The organism is Embleya sp. NBC_00888 (genome assembly GCF_045207655.1).
Taxonomy (GTDB): Bacteria; Actinomycetota; Actinomycetes; order Streptomycetales; family Streptomycetaceae; genus Embleya.
Genome location: NZ_CP108784.1, coordinates 5,928,453 through 5,951,471, shown reverse-complemented (window position 1 = coordinate 5,951,471; position 23,019 = coordinate 5,928,453). Strand labels below are relative to the sequence as shown.

Annotated in this window: 14 protein-coding genes and 1 tRNA gene; 8 read left to right on the top strand and 7 right to left on the bottom strand. The window is 69.3% G+C overall.

Annotated features, from left to right (window positions below; translation table 11 throughout):
* Positions 1-128: 128 nt before the first annotated feature.
* The 4 genes from OG948_RS25515 to OG948_RS25500 all read right to left on the bottom strand — a co-directional run bounded on the left by OG948_RS25515 (position 129) and on the right by OG948_RS25500 (position 7,243).
* The gene (locus OG948_RS25515; protein ID WP_406300338.1) at positions 129-1,661 is read right to left on the bottom strand and encodes a M1 family metallopeptidase; all 1,533 of its coding nucleotides are present in this window, start codon (positions 1,659-1,661) and stop codon (positions 129-131) included.
* The gene (locus OG948_RS25510) at positions 1,661-5,542 is read right to left on the bottom strand and encodes a Pls/PosA family non-ribosomal peptide synthetase (RefSeq protein ID WP_406298681.1); all 3,882 of its coding nucleotides are present in this window, start codon (positions 5,540-5,542) and stop codon (positions 1,661-1,663) included. The genes OG948_RS25515 and OG948_RS25510 overlap by 1 nt, the downstream gene beginning before the upstream one ends.
* A gap of 403 nt (positions 5,543-5,945) precedes the next feature.
* Positions 5,946-6,143: a hypothetical protein gene (locus tag OG948_RS25505; RefSeq protein WP_406298680.1), complete on the bottom strand. Its 198-nt coding sequence runs from the start codon at positions 6,141-6,143 to the stop codon at positions 5,946-5,948.
* A gap of 218 nt (positions 6,144-6,361) precedes the next feature.
* A complete protein-coding gene (locus tag OG948_RS25500; protein WP_406298678.1) occupies positions 6,362-7,243 on the bottom strand; it encodes a sigma-70 family RNA polymerase sigma factor in 882 nt (293 codons plus the stop codon).
* Between the two features lie 302 nt (positions 7,244-7,545).
* On the opposite strand from OG948_RS25500, the gene OG948_RS25495 reads away from it, so the two are divergent.
* Positions 7,546-8,229 carry an FMN-dependent NADH-azoreductase gene (locus OG948_RS25495; protein WP_406298677.1) on the top strand — a complete coding sequence of 228 codons (684 nt, stop codon included), beginning with the start codon at positions 7,546-7,548 and terminating at the stop codon, positions 8,227-8,229.
* A gap of 750 nt (positions 8,230-8,979) precedes the next feature.
* Positions 8,980-9,699 (top strand): DUF4232 domain-containing protein, encoded by a 720-nt coding sequence (locus tag OG948_RS25490; protein WP_406298676.1) that lies wholly within the window; start codon positions 8,980-8,982, stop codon positions 9,697-9,699.
* A gap of 261 nt (positions 9,700-9,960) precedes the next feature.
* Here the strand turns inward: OG948_RS25490 and OG948_RS25485 are convergent, their stop codons facing one another.
* Positions 9,961-10,470, bottom strand: a complete 510-nt coding sequence (locus tag OG948_RS25485) for a DinB family protein (protein ID WP_406298675.1) — start codon at positions 10,468-10,470, stop codon at positions 9,961-9,963.
* A 348-nt stretch (positions 10,471-10,818) separates the two neighbouring features.
* Between OG948_RS25485 and OG948_RS25480 the strand changes: the two genes are divergently transcribed.
* The 5 genes from OG948_RS25480 (at position 10,819) to OG948_RS25460 (ending at position 21,012) form a co-directional block, all read left to right on the top strand.
* On the top strand, positions 10,819-11,472 hold the full coding sequence (locus tag OG948_RS25480) for a DUF4389 domain-containing protein (protein ID WP_406298674.1): 654 nt from the start codon (positions 10,819-10,821) through the stop codon (positions 11,470-11,472).
* A gap of 688 nt (positions 11,473-12,160) precedes the next feature.
* On the top strand, positions 12,161-14,290 hold the full coding sequence (locus OG948_RS25475; protein WP_406298673.1) for a flavin monoamine oxidase family protein: 2,130 nt from the start codon (positions 12,161-12,163) through the stop codon (positions 14,288-14,290).
* On the top strand, positions 14,287-16,131 hold the full coding sequence (locus OG948_RS25470) for an alpha-keto acid decarboxylase family protein (protein ID WP_406298672.1): 1,845 nt from the start codon (positions 14,287-14,289) through the stop codon (positions 16,129-16,131). Before OG948_RS25475 ends, OG948_RS25470 begins: the two co-directional genes overlap by 4 nt.
* A 2,001-nt stretch (positions 16,132-18,132) precedes the next feature.
* Positions 18,133-20,727, top strand: coding sequence for an ATP-binding protein (locus OG948_RS25465; protein ID WP_406300337.1), 2,595 nt, complete (start codon positions 18,133-18,135; stop codon positions 20,725-20,727).
* Between the two features lie 105 nt (positions 20,728-20,832).
* Positions 20,833-21,012 (top strand): hypothetical protein, encoded by a 180-nt coding sequence (locus tag OG948_RS25460; RefSeq protein ID WP_406298671.1) that lies wholly within the window; start codon positions 20,833-20,835, stop codon positions 21,010-21,012.
* Positions 21,013-21,164: 152 nt separating this feature from the next.
* Here OG948_RS25460 and OG948_RS25455 read toward each other — a convergent pair whose 3' ends face one another.
* Positions 21,165-21,686, bottom strand: a complete 522-nt coding sequence (locus OG948_RS25455; RefSeq protein ID WP_406298670.1) for a hypothetical protein — start codon at positions 21,684-21,686, stop codon at positions 21,165-21,167.
* Positions 21,687-22,269: 583 nt separating this feature from the next.
* Here OG948_RS25455 and OG948_RS25450 point away from each other — a divergent pair.
* Positions 22,270-22,440, top strand: coding sequence for a hypothetical protein (locus OG948_RS25450; RefSeq protein WP_406298669.1), 171 nt, complete (start codon positions 22,270-22,272; stop codon positions 22,438-22,440).
* 342 nt (positions 22,441-22,782) lie between these two features.
* Here the strand turns inward: OG948_RS25450 and OG948_RS25445 are convergent.
* A tRNA-Val gene (locus tag OG948_RS25445) sits at positions 22,783-22,856 on the bottom strand.
* Positions 22,857-23,019 lie beyond the last annotated feature (163 nt).

The following is a 23,019-nucleotide window of genomic DNA, read 5'->3' as shown; positions in this document are numbered from 1 at the left end:
CGGCCACCGGCGAACCACCCGTGCGGTTCCCGACGACCACGTTGCCGGTCTTCCCGCACCGTATGCCGGATCGACGCGACCCCGCATCGCCGCCCCCACTTCGCCGCCCCCGGGTCGCCGACCCCGCCTCACCCCGAGGAGGATCCGCCGTGCCCCGACGCCCAGGGCCACCCCAGCCGACTCCGCCGCGGAGGCGACGCGTGCGGCTCGGGCGTCGCCGGCCCCGCAGACGCCCCCGATGACGCCGACGACCCCGACGACACCCTCGGCAACGGCGGCAGCTCCTCACGAAACAGCCATGCCTCGAACAACTCGTCCAACGGCCGCGAGGCATACCGCGCCACATGCGCGACGAAGTCGTCCGTCGTGACCACCCCGTGCCGGTGCGACGTCGCCCAGTCCCGCAACATCGCGAAGAACGGCGCGTCGCCGAGCGCACACCGCACCGCGTGTACGGTCAACGCCCCCCGGGCGTAGATCCGGTCGTCGAAGATCAGCTTCGGGCGCGGCGCCCCGAGCAGCAAATCCTGGGGCAGACTGGCCAGTTGCCCGTGCTCGACGGCTGCCTGCACGGCGGCCTTCCGCCCGCCCGAGCGCTCCGCCCACAACCACTCCGCATAGCGCGCGAAGCCCTCGTTGAGCCAGATGTGCCGCCAACTCGCCAACCCCACGCTGTTCCCGAACCACTGGTGCGCCAACTCGTGCGCGACCAACCGCTCGGAGCCGCGCGAGCCGTCGACGTGGTTCGCGCCGAAGGTGGCCAGTCCCTGCGCCTCGATCGGGATGTCCAATTCGTCGTCGGTGACCACCACGGTGTACTCGCCGAACGGGTACGGCCCGAACAACTCCTCGAACAGCGTCATCATCTCCGGCTGCCGCGCGAAGTCGACCAGAAAGCGCGGCACCAGCCGAGCCGGCACGTGCGCGACCTGCGACACTCCCACGTGCGGTTCCAGCGGCCCGATCGTGTCGTAGCGCCCGATCGAGACGCTGACCAGGTAGCTCGCGGTGGGCGCGGACTGCTCGTAGACCCACGTGGTGTTGCTCGCCCGGGTACTGCGGGTCAGCAGTCGGCCGCTGACCACGACGGTGTACACCGACGGCGCGGTGACCGAGATCTGGTACGCGGCCTTGTCGTCGGGCCGGTCGTTGCACGGATACCAGGACGGCGCGCCGATCGGCTGGCCGGCCACCAGCGAGCCGTCGGTCAGTTCCTCCCAGCCGACCCCGCCCCACGGACTGCGCACCGGCTTCGGATTGCCCGTGTACTGCACCTCGACGGTGAACGCGGCCCGCGCGCGGATCGTCGTACCCGGCCGCACCCGCAACTTGCCCGCACGGTGTGTGTAGTGCGCCCGGCGGCCGTCCACCAGCACTCGCCCGATCCGGAACTCCGCCAGGTCCAGCGCGAATTCGTTCAGCGGCCGATCGCCGGCCAGCGCGCCGATCCGGGCGGTGCCGGCCAGTCGGTTGGGTCCGGGTCGGTAGTCCAGGGTCAGTTCGTAGCGGTGCACGCGATAGCGCGGGTCGCCGTGTGTGGCGAAGTACGCCTCCCCGGCGCCTGAGCGCGGCCCCTGGTCGATCACCGATTCGTGCTCCGTCCCCGTCGCGCCCACCGTCACGGGACGGGCCGTTTCCCGCGACGCCGCCTCGAAACGCATTACCGTCGCCACGCCTCGATCGGATTGCCCAGCCAGCCGGTGTCCTCGGGAACCGTCTCGCCGCGCATCACCAGCGAGGCGGGACCCAGCGTGCTGCGCGCCCCGATCGTGCTGCCCGGCAGCACGATCCCGCGCGGACCCAGCGTGGCGCCCTCGCGAAGGATCACAGTATCCATCCGCATGATCCGGTCGTGGAAGAGATGCGTCTGGAGCACACAGCCGTGCCCCACGCTCACCGCGTCCTCCAGGGTCACCAGGTCCGCCTCCGGCAGCCAGTAGCTCTCGCACCACACACCGCGCCCGATGGATGCCCCGAGTCCGCGCAGCCACACGTTCATCACCGACGTGCCGGGCACCCGGCCGATCAGCCACGGCACGGCCAGTACCTCGACGAAGGTGTCGGCGAGCTCGTTGCGCCACACGAAGCCGCTCCACAGCGGGTGCTCCACCGGCCGGAATCGGCCGACCAGCAGCCACTTGGCCGCGATCGACACGACACACGCGAGCACGCCGCACCCGAGCAGGACCACGCCGGACAGCAGCGCGGCCAGGATCAGCGAGTGGCTGCCCAGCCAGGCCAGCGCGGCCAGGGTGAGCAGGGCCAGCGCGGCGGAGCACAACACCGGTACCGCGCGGCACAGCTCGACCAGGCCGCGCGCCCAGCGCAGCCGGGCGGGCGGGTCGTAGGTCAGGCCCTGATCGGCGACGTCCGCCGAACGCGGCAGGCGCATCGGCGGCATGCCCAGGTACGAGCCGCCCTTCTTGGTCTTCTTCGGCGTCGCCGACAACACGCCGACCAGGCCGCGGGCGGGCACCGAGCGGCCCGGCGCGGTCATCCCGGAGTTGCCCAGGAAGGCCCGCTCGCCGATCTCCGCCGCGCCGATCCGGATCCACCCGCCACCGAGTTCGTAGGAGGCGATCAGCGTGTCGTCGGCCAGGAAGGCCCCGTCGCCGACCGTGGTCAGGCTGGGCAGCGCGAGCACCGTGGACGCCTCGACCCCCTTGCCCACCTTCATCCCGAGCGCGCGCAGCCACACCGGCGTGAACAGACTCGCGTACAGCGGGAACAGCTTGTCCCGGGCCAGGTCCATCAGCTGGGTGACGGTCCACGCCTGCCAACCGATCCGGCCGTGCAGCGGGTGGTAGCCGGGCCGCAGACCCAGGCTGAGCAGCCGGACCAGGAGCACGATGGACAGCGCGTACACCAGCGCGAACGCGGCCACGGCGGGCACCAGCGCGAGCAGCGCTCCGGTGAGCGCGGCGCCGAGACCGGCACCGGGGTGTACGAACGCGCCCAGGATCGGCAGTACCGGCAGCGCGGCCACGATCGGCAGGAGGGTCGGCAGCAGCCCGCTCGCGCCGTACAACACCGCCCACCTCGTCTTGCGCGGCGGCCGTTCGCCGAGCCGGCTCCGGTCGACCTTGCCCAGTCGTATCGCCGGCACCCCGCCCCAGCGGCGGCTCGGCGGCACGTTGCCGGTGACCGCGGAGCCCGCCGCCACCTCGGCCGAGCGGCCGATCCGGGCCCCCGGGAAGAGCGTGCTGCGGGTGCCCACGATCGCGCCGGCGCCGACCTTTATCGCGCCGATCTCCAGTCGGTCGCCGTCCAGCCAGTGGCCGGACAGGTCCACCTCGGCCTCCACCGCGCAGCCCCGGCCGAGCTTGAGCAGGCCGGTGACCGGGGGAAGGGTGTGCAGGTCGACGTCCTGGCCGACCTTGGCGCCCAGCGCCCGGGCATAACGCAGCAGCCAGGCCCCGGAGAGCGCGGTCGCACCGCTGACGTCGGCCAATTGTTCGGCCGCCCACAGCCGCAGGTGCACACCGCCGCCGCGCGGATAGGTGCCCGGGCGCAGCCCGCGCAGCAGCAGTCGGGCGCCGCCCGCGGCGATGGCCACCCGGGCGGGCGGGCTGAACAGCGCCGCCCAGCCGGCCGCGACCCACCACCAGGACGCGGTGGGCGCCCACGGGTAGCCGCCGAACCAGGCCGCGACGTTGCCGAGCGCGAGCAGGCCGACCGTCCAGCGCAGCCCGACCAGGGTGAACAGCGGGATCAGCATGAGGAGCTGCGCGATCCGGGCCCGGGTCGGTGTCGGCACCACCTTGCGCGCCGCGCCCGCGTCCTGTGCCGAGCGCTCCAGCCGGCGGGCCAACTTGCGCAGTGTGGGCTGCTGGTAGATGTCCGCGACGGCGGCCGCCGGATATCGCTCGCGCAGCAGGGTGGTCAGCCGGGCGGCGGCCAGGCTGTTGCCGCCGATCGCGAAGAAGTCGTCCTGTGCGGTGTCCGGGGCGATGCCCAGCACGTCGGTCCACTGCTCGGCGAGCCAGGCCTCGGTGCCGTAGAGCTGTTCGGTGGGTCCGGCGTCCTCCGCGTCCGCGAGCGGCCACGGCAGCGCGTCCCGGTCGACCTTGCCGGAGGTACGGGTGGGCAGGTCGGCCACGGGGGCGAGCCGGGGCACCAGGGCGGCGGGCAGCTCGGCCCGCAGCCGGCGTACCGCCTCCTCGCGGTCCCAACCCTCGCCGGTCACCAGATAGCCGACCAGGAGCTGGTTGCCGCCCTTGACGGTACGTACCGCCGCCGCCGCGCCCACCACGCCGGGCAGCGCCTGCAGGGCCGCGTCGATCTCGCCGAGTTCGATCCGCCGGCCGCCGAGCTTGATCTGCTCGTCGCCTCGACCGACGAAGACCAGGCCCTCGGCGTCGGCGCGCACCACGTCACCGCTGCGGTAGGCGCGGTCCCAGCCCATCGATTCCAGCGGGGCGTACTTCTCCGCGTCCTTGGCCGGGTCCAGGTAGCGGGCCAGGCCGACGCCGCCGATCACCAGCTCGCCGGTCTCGCCCATCGCGACGGGCCGGCCGCCGGCGTCGACCACGGCCAGTTCCCAGCCGTCCAGCGGCAGGCCGATCCGGACCGGGCCCTCGCCGGTGAGCAGCGATCCACAGGCGACCACGGTCGCCTCGGTCGGGCCGTACGTGTTCCACACCTCGCGGCCCTCGGCGACCACGCGCTCCACCAGCTCGGGCGGGCACGCCTCACCGCCGAAGATCAGCAGCCGTACGTCCAGCAGCGCCTCGGTCGGCCACAGCGCGGCGAGCGTGGGCACCGTGGACACCACGGTGATCTCCTGCTCGGCCAGCCAGGGCCCCAGGTCGGCGCCTGAGCGCACCCGCGAGCGCGGCACGGTGACCAGGCACGCGCCGTAGCGCCAGGCCAGCCACATCTCCTCGCAGGACGCGTCGAAGGCGACCGACAGGCCCGCCATCACCCGGTCGCCGGGGCCGATCGGCTCCTCCTGGAGGAACAGACCGGCCTCGGCGTCCACGAAAGCCGCGGCGTTGCGGTGGGTGACCGCGACGCCCTTGGGCTTGCCGGTGGAGCCGGAGGTGAAGATGATCCAGGCGTCGTCGCCGGGGCCGGGGCGGGCGGACGGCGTGGGGTCGGCCTCCCGGGTGACCCGCAGCTCGCGGTCGGCACCGAGCACGGCGCGTACGCCGGCCTCGCCGAACACCAGGTCCGCCCGCTCGTCCGGGTCCTCGGCGTCCACCGGGACGTAGGCGGCGCCGGCGGCCAGCACGGCGAGGATGGCGATGTACAGGTCGTTGCTGCCGGAGGGCACCCGGACGCCGACCCGGTCCCCGACGCCGACGCCGGCCTCGGCGAGCCTGCGGCGCAGCGCCTCCACCTCGGCGGCCAGGGCGCGGTACGTCAGCGTCCGCCGGCCGTCGTCGAGGGCGGGCTCGTTCGGGTGGTCCCGGACGGTGGCGTCCAGGATGTCCACGAGGGTGCGGGGCGCGGGAGCGGGGCGCCCGGGGTAGACGGCCGGGGTCGGCGTCGGTGCGGTGCCGGACGGATCGTCCGCTCGTACTGGTAGCGCGATGGCCATGAATTCCTCATCATCCCTGGTCCCCGCTACGGCCCACTGGCAGGCGCCCGGGGAGGTGTCGCGTCCCCGGTCCCTGGCCGGCCGGGTCGCTTCTCGAGCGTGGCAACCCGACCGACACTAGCTCCGTTCGACGCGGATCGACGACCCGAGATGCGATCAACTACCGTTAAAACAAAGGCATCTGACGCATCGTCACATATGATTTGACGACCCGTCAGATGCCATCACCCCCTACAGAGACACTTCTTGACGACCCGTCAGCCCAGAACCCGACTTACGCACCACACCTCACTCCTGTGACCCACACCACACCGTAATCCCACCCCACCCACCCCGCCCCCGGAACTCCCCCGGACGGATGACACGCCGCACAAGCCCCCGAACGGGCTACAAACGGTGCCCGTCACGACACACGGGGTACGGGCGGGGCGGGCCGGCGGGCTGCAAATCGCGCGCCCACCCGGGGCACCGAGGGCACGATCGCCGGCCCGCGGATCGCGTCCTCGTGGGTGACCACGGCCGACGTGTACCCGACCACATCCGGTACCGACCCCGCGTCGGCCCGGACGGCCCGGGTGCCGCGCGCGCTCGGCAGCACCATCACGTTCCGTGGTCACCCCTGTCGGGCCGATTTCAGGCCGGGCGGAACGGGCCCTCCGGCGCCTTGTGGGGCTGCCCGGGCACCCTCGCTGGGCCGTCCGGGCGTCTCGCGAGGCTCACCCGACGGTACGACCGGCCGGCCCGATCCCGTTGCCGATCCCGTTCCCGGGATCCGCGCCGGCCGGTCCGGTCGTACCTCCTCCGCTCCGGAACGCGGTTTCAGCCGAGTCGGACGGCCAGCGGAAGGCGGTCCAGCCGCGCCGGATCGGCGATCACGTCGATCTCGGTGATCCGCCCGTCCACGATGGTCAGCCGCAGGACCAGGAACAACCTCCCGTGCGGGGCGATGACGATCCCCGGCCTGCCGTCCACGAGCGCCACGTCGCCCACCCGGGCGCGGTGCGCGAAGACCCGGGTCTCCTCGGCCACCGCCCGCGCGCCTCGGACATCGGTGGCCACCTCGTCCGTTACGGCGAGCCGGTCGGCGCGACGGACCACGTCCGGCGCCAGCAGCTCGACCAGCGTGTCCAGATCGCCACCTCGCGCGGCGGCCAGGAACGCGTCGACCACGCCGTAGTCCCGAGCAAGATCGACCTCGTCGACCGTCGCCACACCGCGCACCCGCTCCCGCGCCCGACTGGCCAACTTCTTGCTCGCCACCGACGACCGCCCCACGACCGGCGCGATCTCGGCGAACGGTACGGCGAACAGGTCGTGCATCACGAAGGCGACCCGCTCGGCGGGCGTGAGCCGGTCCAATACCACCAGTAGCGCCCGGCCCACCGATTCGGCCAGCACCGCCTCGTGCTCGGGTTCGACCCCGCCCGGCCGCTCCGACACCGCCTCCGGCATCGAGGCCAGCGGTTCCTCGCCTCGGGTCCGCCGGATCCGCAACATGTCCAGACACACCCGAGCGACCACGGTGGTCAGCCACCCGGCGAGGTTCTCGACGCCGTCCACGCCCGCCCGGTCGACCCGCAGCCAGGCGGCCTGGACGGCGTCGTCGGCGTCGTCCAGCGAGCCGAGCATCCGGTAGGCGACCCCGCGCAGGTGGTCGCGATGCGCCTCGAAACGCACCGCCAGGCCCTCGTGTCCGTTCATGGTCACCTTTCCCGTCACGCATTGGTCAAAAGGGGGGACGGACCACTTCGCACGACGCCGACGGCAAGGAGACAACAGGCGAGTTTACCGTCGCCGCACCCCCATCCACGCGGCCGTACACCCGGCTCACCCCATACCCGCCGGACCGGACCGAACCGGTTCGCGCGGCACCCCGTGCTGCCCGATCGGCGCCCCGGCGCCGCCCGATCCCCGCTCACCCGATCGGCACCCGCCGATCCACACACGCTCGAACCGCACACGCTCGAACCGCACACGCTCGAACCGCACCAAGGAGAAGCCCGATGAAGTTCTTCCGACTCGACTCCAGCATCCGCACCGAAGACTCGGTCACCCGAACCCTGGCCGATCTCGTCGAGGCGGAGTGGACCCGCGCCTACCCGGTCGCCGAGTTCGTCCGCCGTGACCTGGGCCGCCGACCGCTGCCGCAGATCTGGCCCGTCGCCGAGGCGAGCCGCACCACCGAGGAGGCCGCCCGTACCGACGAACAGCGCGCCGCCACCGCGCTCGCCGCCGAACTCACCGACGAGCTCCTCGCCTGCGACGCCTTCCTGCTGGCCGTGCCGATGTACAACTTCGGCGTCCCGCAGCAGGTCAAGGCATGGTTCGACCTGGTCATCACCGACCAACGGGCCGCCGACGTCACCCGGCCGCTGCTCCCGGGCCGCCCGGCCGTACTGGTCGAGGCCCGAGGCGGCGGCTACGCCCCCGGCACTCCGCGCGCCGGCTGGGACCACGCCACTCCGTACGTCCTTCGCATGCTCACCGATGTCTGGGGCCTCGACGTGGTCACCGCCCGCGCCGAACTCACCGCCGCGGACGTCAACCCGGCCATGACGGAACTCAGGCCGCTCGCCCACCGCCTCCTCATCGAGGCCGAAACGGCAGCGACCGAACACGCCCGGTCCATCGCCGAACGGCTGCGCACCGCACCGAGCGATCGCACCCCGGCCCCGGCCACCGCCTGACCCGGGCGGCCAGGTCCGGACGGCGCGGGCAGTCGGGGCTGCCCGCACCGCGAGGGGGCGAGACCTCGGGCATGCGGACACGGTCCGGCCGCCGGCGACCGGGACGAAGCCGCCTTCCTCTGCGATCGCCGGTCGTTGGAGACGCGCCGCCGTCATGACACGAGTCCGGTCATGTGCCGATCGACGAACTGCTCCTGCGTTCCCGGATCAGGCCGAGGAGGACACCGCCGATCGGTTCGCCGCTCCACTGATGCTCCGTCAAGGCCCGGATGGCGAAAGGCCGCTGCGCATCGATGCGGAGGAGTGAGAGCCTGCCGCGACCGAACGGGCGGGGCAATGACCGGGGTCCGCACCGGCCCCGGTCGGACTTCGCAGCGAGGGAACGCAGTTCATCGCCGATCCGTTAGCCGTCCAGACTCCGAGCCTCGGCCGTTCCCGCCTTTACCCGCTACGGGTGCGTTGTTACAGAGCCTGCGCGTTTCCGCGCCGACCGCGCGTCCAACCCGTTGCCGGGATATCCGGTGCGCCCTGGCGGAACCCGCGCGGCCTGTGGGTCGTTGCGGGCGTCCGGGGCGTGCCGGGATGTCCGCCGTTCCCTCTCGTGACCATGTCACCGGTCTGCGACAGCGGCGTCGTGGGACGACGACTCCCGTATCGCCGGTGTCCGCGGCCGTTTCATAGTGGATCTCGCAAGCAGCCGGGAGCCGAACCAGTTTCGGCCCGACCACTGGACACCAAGGGGTTCTCTTCATGTTCGGCCAACGTCGCAAGGCCATTCTCGTCTCCGCAGCCCTCGCCACCGGCGCCATGCTGATGACGGCGTGCCAGGACACGGACTCGGACAAGAACACCGGCGCCGCACCGCCCCCCGCCTCCGCACCCGCCGGCCAGGCCGGCAACGCAACCACCCCACCCGCCGCCTCCACCACGGGCGGCAACCAGAGCGGCGGCCAGGGCAGCGGTACGACCCCCGCCGGGAAGACCTCCGCCGGCCAGGGCACCACCGGCACCACCGGCACCACCGGCGGGGCCGGCGCCGGCGACAACGGCTCCATCGGCAAGTGCCGCACCGACGACCTCCAGGTCACCGCGCAGGACGCCACCATCGGCGGCGACACCAACCACACCGTCGCCGTGACGTTCAAGAACATCGGCCACAACTGCACCATGTCCGGATTCGCCGGCGTCGACCTGCAGACCAGCGCGGGACCGCTGTCCGCGAAGCGCACCGGCGCACCCGCGGACCCGTTCACCCTCAAGAGCGAAAAGTCGGTGTCCTTCGGCATCACCTACCCGGCCAACGACAGCGGCGGCTCCGGCGTCCGCGTCACCGGCCTCCAGGTGACCCCGCCCGGAGAGACCAAGTCCGTCACCCTGCGCTGGCCCGGCGCCGGCTCCCTGCCCGTCACCGACGGCACCGGCTCCCCGGTCAACGTCGGCCCCATCGGCAGCGCCGGCCAGGGCGGCTGACCCACACCCCCAAGACCAATGAAGACCTCGGGTACGGGCCCCACCGCGCACGCGGTGGGGCCCGTACCCGCGTGCCGTTCGAATCCGTCGGACACCCCGAAATCGGGTGCCCGTACCGCCGAATGTCGGCGGCTGCCGGAAACACCCGCGCACGCGGCGCGCGGGCAAATGCGGGCGCCGGTCGGAGGTTTTCCTGATGGCCCCCTCGGCGAGCGGCGCCCCGATCGCCCGAATCGACGATACGTAGGCAGCCCCGGCGGGTCAGCCCATCGTCTTCGCGCCGTCCAGTGATTCACGGAGGATGTCCGCGTGTCCGGCGTGCTGCGAAGTCTCGGCGATGACATGGAGGATGACGCGGCGCACGGACCACCGGGCGCCCGGCTCGAACCACGGGGCCTCGGGAAGAGGGTGGGACGCGTCCAGATCGGGCAGCGTGGCCACCAGGTCGTCGGTCGCACGTGCCACGTTCTCGTACGCGTCGAGCAGTCCGCCGAGCGTTTCACCCTCGGTCATGCGGAACTGGCCCTCCCAGTCGACCGGTTCGCTCGCCATGGCCTCCGCGCCGCCGACCGCGAATCGCATCCAGGACGCCTCGGTGCCGGCGACGTGTTTGATCAGCCCGCCGAGGCAGAGTCCGCTCACGGTGGTACGCGTCGCCGCCTGTTCGTCGGTGAGCCCACGGACCGTTTGGCGCAGGAACCCGCGATGCCTCGCCAGCGATTCCGTCAGGTCGGCGCGCTCACGCGTGGTCGCCGTCCGGTCGCCGCTCATGGTGCCTGCCCTTCGATGTCGTCCACCACCTCACCCCCGCGCCGCCCGACTATGCCACAACAGGAATGACTCGGAGCAGATCAACACGAAGCGGGCGGTGACGGGGCCGAGGGACGTCCGCGTGCCCGTGGGCCGGAAAGTCATCTCCTGCGCCCTGTGCCGCCGCGCAGGATCATGGAAGAGCGGGAGCGGCGGCTGACCGCCCCGGACCTGATCGCAGCTCGACCCGAGCAAGCGGTCGGGGACTCCCGGTCGCCGTGTGCTCGAAGCGGCGGCGCGGGGAGGTTGCGACAGCCGGCGATCGAGGGGCACGGAACGTATCCGCCGTCCCGCCGTCGAGGAGGTCACATGTATGCCGCAACGACCCAGCCCGTCCGGCTGGAAGCCAGGCTCGAAGCGGAACCGTCCCGCTGGCTGTGGGTGGTGAAGTGGTTCCTGCTGATCCCGCACGCGATCGTGCTGTTCTTCCTGTGGATCGCCTTTCTCGCGGTCAGCATCGTGGCGTTCTTCGCGATCCTGTTCACCACCCGATACCCACGCCCGCTGTTCGACTTCAACGTCGGCGTCCTGCGTTGGACCTGGCGCGTCTGGTACTACGGGTACGGCGGGCTGGGCACCGATCGCTATCCGCCCTTCACCCTCGCCGAACACCCCGAGTACCCGGCGCGATTCGACATCGTCTACCCCGAACGCCTTTCGCGTGGGCTGGTGTTGGTCAAGTGGTGGCTGCTGGTCCTTCCGCAGCTCGTCCTGGTCGGGATCTTCACCGCCGGTGCGTGGCGTTGGGGCGGGCTCATTCCCGCACTGGTTCTGTTCGCGGGCATCGCGTTGCTGTTCACCGGGCGCTACCCCAGGGGCATCTACGCGTTGGTGATCGGCCTCGACCGTTGGGTGCTTCGCGTGGTCGCCTACGAGGCCCTCATGACCGACGCGTACCCGCCGTTCCGACTCGATCCGGGCGGCGCGGAACCGCAACCCGAACCGAGTCCCCACCACGAGTGAACGAGACCGCGGCCGGACTCCGGGCCCTGCCGACGCTCCGGACCGCACCCACGCACCCACGCGGAGCCGTCGGCAGGTCGTGATCTCCACACCCCACGGTGTGCCGACCGTGTCGATCGAGCCTCGCGCCACTTCGGAAAACTACTCAAAGTGATGATACGATACTCTACGTATGCGATCGGAGCCTCGGGGTCCTTTACCCGGCGACGATGGCGCTCGGGGCAGTGGCAATGATCGCTACCTATTCATCCCCGGGAAGGCGCGTGATGGGCGAGACCTCGAGTGCGAGCCGCCCGTTCGCCCTGCCGCTTCGGGTACGCATATCCCGCCCGAACGCGAGCACGTAGACGTCGAAGATCCGCCGGTCATCCACGCAACGTCGTGACCATCCGGTTGTATGGAGCCATTCGGGGGCCATTCGTGATCCGCCGACGCCTCCACCACACACGTCCTCTCGGCACGCGATCCGCCACCTTCCGCACACGCGCCCCGGCCAAGGCAACCCCAAGGCCAAGACCTCCGTGCGGACACCACCGGCGCGGTCCACGCCTTCACGCCCTCCGTCGACACCCCGCGCCGGCCGGCCGCGAGAAGCCGCGGCCCGCCCGGCAGCAACCTGACCGGTCCGCCCTCGGGTACTCAACCGATCCCCCGTCCGAAGACTCTCGTCCCCACCTCAGGAAGTGCGATGAACAACTCCAACGGCCAAGGCAACGGTGCCGCCGGCCGCGCCGACCAGCAGACCTACCGGCAGCTCGCGCGCGAACTGCTGCTTGTCGGCCCCGAACCCGCCAACGAAGACCTCAAACTGCGCTACCTGGACACCCTCATCGACAACGGACTGCAACCGCCGCCGCAACGCAAGCGCGTACTGATCGTCGGCGCCGGCATCGCCGGCCTCGTCGCCGGCTCGCTGCTGACCGAGGCCGGGCACGATGTGACGATTCTGGAGGCCAACGCCAACCGGGTCGGCGGCCGGATCAAGACCTTCCACACCAGGAAGGGCGAGCCGTCCCCGTTCGCCGACCCCGCGCAATACGCCGAGGCCGGGGCCATGCGCGTACCGAGCTTCCACCCGCTCACCCTCGGGCTGATCGACAAACTCGGCCTGAAGCGGCGGCTGTTCTACAACGTCGACATCGACCCGACGACCGGCAACGAAGACGTGCGGGTGCCGCCCGTGTCCTACCGCTCCTTCACCGGCGAGGTGTGGACGAACGGCCCCGCCAGCCCCGAGTTCCGCGAACCGGACAAGCGCAACCACACCTGGATCCGCACCAACCGCGAGCAGGCCCGTCGCGCCCGCTACACCGAGCAGCCCTGCGTGCTCAACGAGGGCTTCCACCTCAGCGGCTACGAATCGCGGGTGACGGTGGCACAACTGGTCCACGACGCCCTGGAGCCGGTCCGCGACTACTACTCCGACCTGATCGACGGCCAACGGATCAACAAGCCCTTCGAACAGTGGCTCGACGGCTGGGCGGCGGTCGTCCGCGACTTCGACGGTTTCTCGATGGGCCGCTTCCTACGCGAGTACGCGGGCTTCAGCGACGAGGCCGTCGAGGCGATCGGCACCATCGAGAACATGACCTCGCGGCTGCACCTGGCCTTCTTCCACACCTTCCTGGGGCGCAGCGACATCGACCCGAAAGCCACCTACTGGGAGATCGACGGCGGCAGCCGGCTGCTCCCGGAGGCCCTCGCGAAGGATCTGCGCGACCAGATCGTCATGGGCCAACGTATGGTCCGCCTCGAATATCGCGACCCCGACCGCGACGGCTCGGCCGCCGGCGGGGGCCTCGTGGGATCCGGCGGCGACGCGGTCGTCATCCAGACCGTGCCCGAGGACTCCCCGTACGCCGAACCGCAAACCTGGACCGGCGACGTCGCGATCGTCACCATCCCCTTCTCCAGCCTGCGCTTCACCCGGGTGACCCCGCCGTTCTCGTACAAGAAGCGCCGCGCCGTCATCGAGACGCATTACGACCAGGCCACCAAGGTGCTCCTCGAATTCTCCCGCCGCTGGTGGGAGTTCACCGAGGAGGACTGGAAGCGCGAACTCGACGCCATCGACCCCGACCTCTACGACTATTACCAAAACCTGGGTGAGGACCCCGCCGAAGCCGCCCTGTCCGCGCCCTCGGTCGCGCGCGACCTGCCCACCGGGCTGCTCGGCGCCCACCCCAGCGTCGACGAATCCCGGATCGACGCCGAGCAGGTGGCCTACTACCGCAACACACCGCTGTACGACACCGGTGTGCGACCCGCCACCAACGCCTACGGCGGCGGCTCCACCACCGACAACCCCAACCGCTTCATGTACTACCCCTCCCACCCGATCGCGGGCAGCTCCGGCGGGGTCGTCCTCGCGAGCTACTCGTGGTCGGACGACGCCGTGCGCTGGGACTCGATGGAGGACGCCGAACGCTACGGCTACGCGCTGCGCAACCTCCAGTCCGTGCACGGGCTGCGCATCGAGGTGTTCTTCACCGGCGAGGGCCGGACCCAGAGCTGGCTGCGCGACCCCTACGCGTTCGGCGAAGCCGCCGTATACACGCCGCACCAGATGACCAGCTTCCACCTCGACGTGGTCCGGCCCGAGGGCCCGGTCCACTTCGCGGGTGAACACGTCTCGCTCAAGCACGCCTGGATCGAGGGTGCCGTGGAAACGGCCGTACGCGCCGCCATCGCCGTCAACGGCGCACCCGTTCCCGCCCTGCCCGGCACCGTCGCCGAAGTCGTGGACGCCGACGGTGTCCAGGTCGTGGACGGATCCGCGCAGCCCCACCGAATTCCCGAGGAGATGCCCGCGTCATGACCACCACCCAGGACTGCACGGTCGCCGAATACCTGGCGATCAGGCTCGAACAACTCGGTATCAAGCACCTGTTCGGCGTTCCGGGCGACCTCCTCGGCCCGTTCCTGACCACGATGCACGCCAAGTCCACGGTGCGCTGGGTGGGCACCCCCACCGAGGTCGGCGCCGGGTACGCGGCCGACGCGTACGCCCGGGTCACCTCGGCCGACGCCGACCTCGCACGCGGTGAGCAGGGCATCGCCGCGTGTGCCGTCACCTACGGCGTGGGCGCGTTCAACCTGCTCAACCCGATCGGTGGCGCCTACGCCGAATTCGTGCCGGTGATCGCGATCAACGCCGCCCCCTCCCACGAACAGTGGCTCAACCAGCAGGCGATCGGCCTGCTCACCACCCACATGATCCAGCGCCCCGAAAGCAACCTCGACGTCTACCGGCAGGTCACCGTCGATGCCCAGATGATCTCCAACCCCGGCCTGGCCCCCATCCAGATCGACAGCGCGATCACCGCGTGCCTGTCCCACCGCCGGCCGGTCTACCTGGAAGTCATGGCGGACGTGTGGTCGGCCCAGTGCCCCCCGCCGCAGGGGCACCTGACCAGGCGCGAACGGCCGTTCACCGAACCGAACCGACGCATGCTCGCCAAGGCCGTCGCGGCGACCCTGGAACTGATCCGCACCGCGGGCAACCCGATCCTGTGGGCCGGCGAGGAGATCGACCGCTTCCGACTCTCCGACGAACTCACCGCGCTGGTGCGGGAGACCCGCATCCCGTTCTGCACCACCATCGGCGCCAAGGCCGTCGTCTCCGAGGAGACCCCCGGCTACTCGGGCGTCTACAACGGCAAGGCCAGCGACCCCGACGTGTACAAGATGTTCCACGCCGCCGGCTGCCGGATCGGCCTCGGCTCGTGGGCGACCTCGAAGAACCTCGGCGGCGAACAGTCGATCGGCCCGGACTGGGCCGTCGCCGCCCACGAGGGGGTCAACGTCGGCGCCTCCTACTTCCCCGACGTGCAACTCGAACGGTTCATCCCGGCCCTGCGCGAGGCACTGACCGCGGAGTTCGGGGCCGCTGCCTTCGCCGCCGACTACTTCACCCAGGCACACGCGGCGGGGCTGGACGTCCCCGACACCACCGTCGCGTTCCTGGCGGGCCTGGTGGGCGGCGACTACCCGACGGACCTGACGTACGACAGCCTCTTCCGGCACGTCAACGCCTTCCTCCAGGACCAGGACAGCGGCCCGCCCGGTGCGCGCGTCAACCCGTTCACCGTGGTCTCGGACGCCGCATTCGCACTGATCGGCACGATGAACCTGCGCATGGTCGAGCGCGCCTCCTACGTGGCCCAGAACAGCTGGCTGTCCATCGGCTACTCGGTCGGTGCCGCCTCCGGAGTGGCCCTGGCCAGGCAGGATCCCGAGAAGCGGCCCCTGGTGTTCGTCGGCGACGGCTCCTTCCAGGAGACCTGCCAGGAACTGTCCACCCAGGTCCGGCACGGGCTGCGCCCCGTCGTGTTCGTCCTGGACAACGAGGGGTTCTACGGTATCGAGCAGATGCTCGTACACCCCTGCTACTACGCGGAAAACCCGTCCGAAGGCGCCGAGTTCTACAACAACCTGCACGTGTGGCAATACGAGCGACTCGCCGACGTCTTCGGTACCGACAAGCACCCGATGACCGGCGTGAGCGTACGCACCCACACCGACCTCGAAACCCTCCTGACCAAGGTCACCGACCAAAACGACCAGATCAACCGGGGCCCGATCCTGGTCCGGGTGCTACTCGACCGGCGCGACTACCCGAGGGCGATGCAATACAAGATCGACGAGAACTGTCGGTAGACGCACGCCACGTCGCCGGGAAGTCCGCATCGGGCCATCACCCACACAAGACACCGCGGACGCACTTCGCCCGGGCGCAACCCGCTACGAAAAGCAACAAAGCCCAGGTCAGCACGCTGACCTGGGCTCCGCTTCGGGTGGGCACAGACAGACTCGAACTGTCGACCCCTGCTTTGTAAGAGGAAAGCCCACTTCACGTATCCGCCCCGATGTTGCCTGGTCTTACGGGATCTTCCCTGGTCAGCGCGGCATCGGGGCGGCTGTCTTTCCCGATCCTGCCTTGTCTTACCGGATGTTGCCGGTGTCTTCCGGCCCCAATACGGCCCCAGTTGGATCCGCACTGGGGCCGCACGATGCCTGCGGCCGGATGTCCGCAAGGCCGGAGGGGACACACGAACGCACGGGCACCGCATTTCTCACGGCGTGCAAACGGCCCTCGATCCCCGGTGGGTTTGCGCACGCACTTGGTGCACCAGGGCGGGACTTGGAAGCCGGGTCAGCGGCCGTAGGGCTCGCTGTAGGCGGGCATGGTCTTGCTGACGTTCTCAAGGATCGGCGCCATGCGCCGTGCAGCCGTGTAGTGCCTCGCCCGGGCCTTGCCGTGTGGTTCCCCAGCCAGCCGTGGGCCACCAGTTCTCGCAGGTCTCGCACGGGTCTCGCACGGCGGATTGCTCGCTGATGTCGGCGTCGTGTTGGGATACGGGCCGGCGGACCTTCGCCCCGAATGCGGCAGACATCAGGGCGAACGCAACGCGTTCGTCAAGACCCGTCTGCTCGGCAAGTTCCGTGAGTTCACGCCGGATTCGAGCGTACAGGTCCACACGTCTACCGGCCGGCTGGGCTTGGCGATGGTGGGCTCCCACACAGAACCGGATCCAGGCGTGGGCGTCACGGGAAGGGGTCTCAGGACGGGCCGCCGACCTGTTGGAGGACTCCGCAATAGCCGTAGGTGTTCTGTCCGTATCCCAGCCGCTCTCGATGGAGGAGAACTCGGCGGGCATGAGCGCCTCCCGGGAGAACACCAGGGTGGACAGGGCGCGTGACATGCGGCATTGCCGTCGAGCCAGGAGCGGATGCTCACGAGGTTCAGGTGTGCCATGGAAGTCCGGACGTGCACGGGGGCGTCGGTGTCGCCATCGTTGAGCCACGTCACCAGTTCCCCCATCAGGGCGGGTTCGGGCGCGGTGTAGGTCGCGATGGTGGGGTCTTCCCGGGGAGGTTACGTAGACGGGGCCCTTTCGCCATCGTCCTAAACGTTTGGTCACGCGATGGCCCGATCGGTTCGCTTTCGGCACCGGCCACATCGCGCAGGCCACCGACGGGTGCCGATGGGGAGCGCCCTTGAGAAGTCATACCGGCTCGAATAGGGCACCATGCGTGGGAGGCACTACAGGTTGGCACCCTACGTCGAGCCCCAACGGCTCGCTCCGGCGCGGACAACTGCTCTCACCCGCCGCCGTTGATGTCATTGATGCCCGTTCCACTGCGTGCTGTCGGCGACAGACGTTAGCGTTGTCGACTGGGCTCGCCTCGCGCAGAGGCATATTGGACTCCGCCGCCGCCCGCGTCGGGGTTCGAAGGCAGGCGAAAGAGGATATCTATGTCAACGATGGCCAGACGAGGCGCGGCCGCAGTGATGGCGGTCGTAGCCAGCGCGGGAACGGGTGCCGTCACCAACGTCGCCACCAGTGGGGCCCCGTGGAGTTGGTGGCTCGCGCTCCTCGTCTTGGTCGCCGTGGGAGCGGCCCTCGCGTTCTACTTGAGCCGACCGTCCGGGCCGGACGGGCAGAGCAACGTGGCGGCGCTGGGCCCCGGATCCGTCGCGGTCGGCCGCTCCGCGCACGGCCGGATCACGACGAGGGCTACCCGTGCCGCGCCGAGCGCGCCGCCAGCGGCCGGTTCGGGCGGGGCGCAGGGCACCATTGCCGCTGGCCCCGGATCCGTCGCGGTGGGCCAAGACGTCACGGCACCGATCCGAACGGAAGCCTGAGGACAATCGTGATGCAGCGCCGCGGCGCACAAGCCTCAGGCAATGCGGCAGTGGCCATCAACGGAGACAACAACGGCGGAGTGATCACCAACCCGACGTTCATCACCGTCACGGCCATGCACGCGGACCGTTCCATGCGTGAACGCGTGTGTCTCCTTCCGTCGAAGCCTTCCGACTTCATCGGACGCGAAGCCGAGATCGATGCGTTGCGTCGCGACTCCGGCTCCGCTGACGGAAGCCTCTGGCCCCGGTTGGCCATCATCACCGGTAAACCAGGCGTCGGGAAAAGCACGCTCGCCATCCACGTCGCGTACGAGTCACGCAACGCCTATGCGGATGGGGACCTGTACGCCGACCTGCGCGGAGTGGACGATCGCCCGGCGGAACCAGAGGAGATCATGGGCCGCTTCCTGCGGGCCTTGGGTCTCCCGGAGCAAGAGATCCCCGCAGACACGCATGCGCGCCTCGACACGTACCGCCGTATGCTCGCCGACCGGCCTCTCGTCCTGGTGCTGGACAACGTCGCCGACGAAAAGCAGGTACGCCCGCTGCTTCCGCCTGGGGATTCGGCGTTGGTGCTGATCACCAGCCGCAACCGGCTCCCCGGTCTGGAGGGGGCACACCGTACCGATCTCGACGTCTTCCCCCTTGCGGCCTCCCTGGAGTTCCTCTGCACCATCGCCGGGAACACTGTCGTCGAGGCGGATCCCGTCAATGCGCAAGACGTCGTCTCCTCATGCGGCCACCTTCCGCTCGCGCTGCGGATCGCTGGCAACAGGCTGGCCACAACACGCAATATGCGCATGGTCGACCTGGCCGCAGAACTGCGCGATCAACGGGTGCGCCTGCAACTCCCGGAGACCGGGGATCTCGCCGTTCGCGTGGCCTTCAACCTCTCCTACCGGAAACTCGGAAAGGGCGCGAAGAACGCGTTCAAGAGACTGTCCCTCGTGCCCGCCGAGGACTTCGGCGCCAGCCTGTGCTCGGCGCTCCTGGACTGCGACACCCGCCAGGCCGCCCGTCTGCTCGATAAGTTGTACGAAGCCAACCTGATCGAACCGGCCGCCGCCTTCGGGCGATTCCGCTTCCACGACCTGCTGAAGACGTACTCGCGAGACAAGGTGCAAGCGGACCCCGAGAAGTCGCGGCGGGTCGCACAAGGCCGCATGCTGGAGTGGCTGAAACGGTCCGCAGTCCGCTCACACCTCACCCTCGTCGGCATGACCGAAGCACCGGGAACCGGCTCACCCCGAGGCCCCGTCGTGACCGACACGGCATCGGCGCTTGCGTGGGCGAACGCGGAACTGCCAAACGCCGTGGCGGCCTTGCCCCTTCTGCTCGAGGACAAGGTCGCCGACGCCGCCGAGTTGGCGTTGGCACTCAGCGCAACCTGCGAGATCATCGGCCAGTGGTTGCACTGGGACGAAGTGATCAGACACGGGGTCACCGCTGCCCAAGCAATGGGCCAGCCTTTGCTCGAAATCGTGTTTCTGAATTCAAAGGCGAACCTCGCCCGCTCACGCCGAGAATTCATCGCTGGGCTGGAACTGGCGCACGTCGCCTACGCCAGGGCCGTCCAGATCGGGGACGAGCTTGTCATCGCATCCTCAGCCAATGTCTTAGGCTGCCTGCTAATGGATACTGGCTCATTGCCTGAGGCCACCCCGCTCCTGGAGCAGAGCCTGGCGCTCTTTCGCCGACTCGATATCAGGCATGAGATCGCGCAGGGGTTGTACAACCTCGGGACGATCCATCGGATGTCGGGCAATACCTCGGAAGCCATCAGACTCTTTGAAGAGGATCTGCGCGTCTGCACCGAAATGGGCGACGAATCCGGCGCTGCGGAGACCCTCAACACACTGGGCCTCGCCTACGGCGAGATCGGACTCCACGAAGAGGCCGAGGAGTTCCAGCGGCGCTCGCTGGCCGTCTTCGAGAAGATCGGCAACCCGCACAAGGTCAGTATGGTCTGCAATGATCTCGGGCTCACTCTCAGGCACTTGAACCGCGCAGAGGAATCACTCGTTCTGCACCTGCGGGATATCGAGATCTCGCGGCAGTGCGGGAACACCTCCGGTAAGGCACTCGCACAGGCCAACGCTGCGGAGACGCTCTACAGTCTTGGCCGCTCCGAAGAGGCCCACTCTCTCTTCGACTCGGCGCTCGCTACTCTCACCGACCTCGGTGACGAACTGCGACTTGCCCGGACGCTACTGGCCAGGGTGCCCTACTACTTCGACACCGGGGCCACGAGCGAAGCCATGGCCTATGCGGAACGCGCCATCGCACTGCTGACCCCTAGGGGAGAGTTCCGCGACGTGGCTACCGCCCACCAACTCATCTCCAAGCACAGCGGTGGCACTGGGGATTACGAGATGTCTCTGAGGCACGCACGCCAAGGGCTCCACGTCGGCGACGCCTTCACTGCTCCCGCCGTGCGCGCCATCAGCCTTGTCCAGGCTCTGGTTGCCTCTGAGAAGCTCGGCCACCATGACGAGGCACGCGACTACTCAGAGGAACTACGTACCCTCACTACCCAGCACCCGGGGTTGCTTCGCACGCTTTCGGGGGCGTCACTGAATACGTCAAATACCTCGTCGCGGTGAGCGGTGCAGGGTCACCTTCCAGACGACAGGCCCAGCAGCGCCCGAAAATGGCAGTGGCGATGGCCGCTTCCGCAAAGACCACAGGAGTGCGGTGCCGTAGCGGTCATGCAGAACCTCGTCATGGCCAGAACGCGCGCCATCGCGCTGTTGGTGTGGAACCTGGCAGGCGAACTTCCACTGCTGCTCAGCGTGACAGGGCACAAGGCATCGACCGTGCCAGTCGGCCTCAACACGCTACGCCTGCTTTGCGATGCGGCCCGACGCCGCGCTATGACATCGGCCTGACCCGGCGCCCGTCGACGCCGATCCGCAAGGCCGCCGGGCCTTTGACACCCACAAGCATCAATTTCTGGCGTCAGCACGGTCGGGCCCTGCCATGCCAGGGAAAGATGGCGGCGATGCCCGGCACCGCTGACCGTGCGGGGGGACCATGAACGTCATGCAGGGTCGATCACGGCGATACGGTCGGCCCGCCACAGGATCAGTTGCTGGGTCCCGAGGCCATACCAACCCCTGCCGCGGACGAATCGAAGGTTCGCGTCCTGTTCGAGCCACCAGTTGATGCGCTCCTTGAACTCCCTATTGACGTCGTACGGCGCGCTGGTGAGTGCCGCTGGTTTGCCGTCCTTGACCCAAGCCACCGCATGGTCGAGCCAGGCCGCGTCGGGCCGAACGTCATTCCAATAGCGGGTGCACTGACTGGCGGAGCACTTGCGGCTAACCTCGCGCTTAAGCCAGTTCGGGCAGCAGCCAGCATCCGACGCGCGAAATCCGTATCGCTCGGCCCATCTGACGATGGAGTTCTGGGCGTTCTTCGCTCGTGCGAGGGATTCCCGAGCCTTGTCGGCAGACAGCGTTTGGAGGTGCTCACGGCTGGGCGTGGCTAGTCCATAGGGCCAGGCCGCCACCCCATTGCGGCGGCCCAGTACCCGTACGGCGCGCTCTTCCAACGTAGCCATTGGCAACTCCAGGAGTTGTTAGAAGTGTGTGCTCACTCAGTTTGCCTCAACCACCAGGATGGTGTCGTCGAGCAATAGGGCCGCGACGGCCTATGGGAGTTACTGGAGTCCGTCACGGAGGCGGACGAGGACACCGGTGTCGGCCACGCAGTGGGCGCGTAGTCGTCGTGCCTCGACAATGGCGGCTTCGCCAAGGGCATCCTGGATGGTGGGCGCAAGGACGGCGGTTTCCATGGGAGTGGTGCGCAGGGGAACGCCGGGTCAAACACCGCGTGCGGTCAGCTCGAGGTCACCCGCCAGGTCCTGGCCCAGGCCCCGAAACGTCACCATTAGGGAAGAAATATGCACATACGAACGGATTCGGCCGGTGGCATCCGCGACTTCCTAACGTGGCGCTCCCGCCGGGGTCGGTGGTTGTCGTACTCGGTCGGGTTCACGATCACAGACCGGGTCCACGCGGCGATCCTCGCCGTCCCGCCGGTGGCGTGGACATCCGCCTACGACGCCGACGGTCACCCGCGTGAGAGCGCGTGGGTCGCGGAGGTCACCGACATGCTCGACCCCGTCGGGACGGCCGAAGGACATGCAGGTGCTCGCGCGCAAGGAACGCCCTCGCTCCGGCACGCAGTTGCGGATCACTGACGTCGACGGCAACCGCTGCGTGGCCTTCGTCACGAACACGGCAGACGGGCCGTTTAGGACCTTGAACTGCGCCACTGCCGACGCACACGCGCCGAAGACGACATCCGCCTGAGCTCGCGAGCAGAGCTATGCGGGCCCTGCGCCACCTGAAGACTCGACTCGACACCCATAACTGATCGCTTCGAGATCAGGTTGCCGCGGCCCAGGGGGACGATCAGTCTTCCAGACAGCAAACGATCTGCTAGCCCGCCAGCCTCTCGACCAAGCCGACGAGTACCTCAGCCATGCCGCCAACGCCAACATTGCGGTAATTCATCCGGAAAAGTTGTAGCGAGAAAACGCAGGCGCTGCATTGGTGTCGCTCGGCCCCAATACGGCCCCAGCTGAAGACAAAGTGGGCATCCATCTGGTTCGATGGATGCTCGCGCTGGGTAAACGTGCAGGTCAGACAGGGTGGGCACAGACAGACTCGAACTGTCGACCCCTGCTTTGTAAGAGCAGTGCTCTAACCAACTGAGCTATGCGCCCGGATGTGAGAGGACAGCCTACCGAATGTGCGGGGGTGGTTCGTGCCGCTCGGGCGTGCGGATGGTCACTGGGATCGGTCGGCCGGGCGGCATGGGGGTTGGACAGAAGCATGCAAAATCCGCAGGCATGAGTAGACATAAGCAGGCAAAAGTAGGCATGAGCA

What these genes read in the sequence shown, in the direction of transcription:
- OG948_RS25455 (WP_406298670.1), bottom strand. Translation starts at nt 21,686, where the DNA reads ATGGCTACGTTGGAAGAGCGCGCCGTACGGGTACTGGGCCGCCGCAAT.
- OG948_RS25505 (WP_406298680.1), bottom strand. Translation starts at nt 6,143, where the DNA reads ATGGTGCTGCCGAGCGCGCGCGGCACCCGGGCCGTCCGGGCCGACGCG.
- OG948_RS25465 (WP_406300337.1), top strand. Translation starts at nt 18,133, where the DNA reads ATGCAGCGCCGCGGCGCACAAGCCTCAGGCAATGCGGCAGTGGCCATC.
- OG948_RS25480 (WP_406298674.1), top strand. Translation starts at nt 10,819, where the DNA reads ATGTATGCCGCAACGACCCAGCCCGTCCGGCTGGAAGCCAGGCTCGAA.
- OG948_RS25470 (WP_406298672.1), top strand. Translation starts at nt 14,287, where the DNA reads ATGACCACCACCCAGGACTGCACGGTCGCCGAATACCTGGCGATCAGG.
- OG948_RS25485 (WP_406298675.1), bottom strand. Translation starts at nt 10,470, where the DNA reads ATGAGCGGCGACCGGACGGCGACCACGCGTGAGCGCGCCGACCTGACG.
- OG948_RS25450 (WP_406298669.1), top strand. Translation starts at nt 22,270, where the DNA reads ATGCAGGTGCTCGCGCGCAAGGAACGCCCTCGCTCCGGCACGCAGTTG.
- OG948_RS25515 (WP_406300338.1), bottom strand. Translation starts at nt 1,661, where the DNA reads ATGCGTTTCGAGGCGGCGTCGCGGGAAACGGCCCGTCCCGTGACGGTG.
- OG948_RS25495 (WP_406298677.1), top strand. Translation starts at nt 7,546, where the DNA reads ATGAAGTTCTTCCGACTCGACTCCAGCATCCGCACCGAAGACTCGGTC.
- OG948_RS25500 (WP_406298678.1), bottom strand. Translation starts at nt 7,243, where the DNA reads ATGAACGGACACGAGGGCCTGGCGGTGCGTTTCGAGGCGCATCGCGAC.
- OG948_RS25475 (WP_406298673.1), top strand. Translation starts at nt 12,161, where the DNA reads ATGAACAACTCCAACGGCCAAGGCAACGGTGCCGCCGGCCGCGCCGAC.
- OG948_RS25490 (WP_406298676.1), top strand. Translation starts at nt 8,980, where the DNA reads ATGTTCGGCCAACGTCGCAAGGCCATTCTCGTCTCCGCAGCCCTCGCC.
- OG948_RS25460 (WP_406298671.1), top strand. Translation starts at nt 20,833, where the DNA reads ATGCAGAACCTCGTCATGGCCAGAACGCGCGCCATCGCGCTGTTGGTG.
- OG948_RS25510 (WP_406298681.1), bottom strand. Translation starts at nt 5,542, where the DNA reads ATGGCCATCGCGCTACCAGTACGAGCGGACGATCCGTCCGGCACCGCA.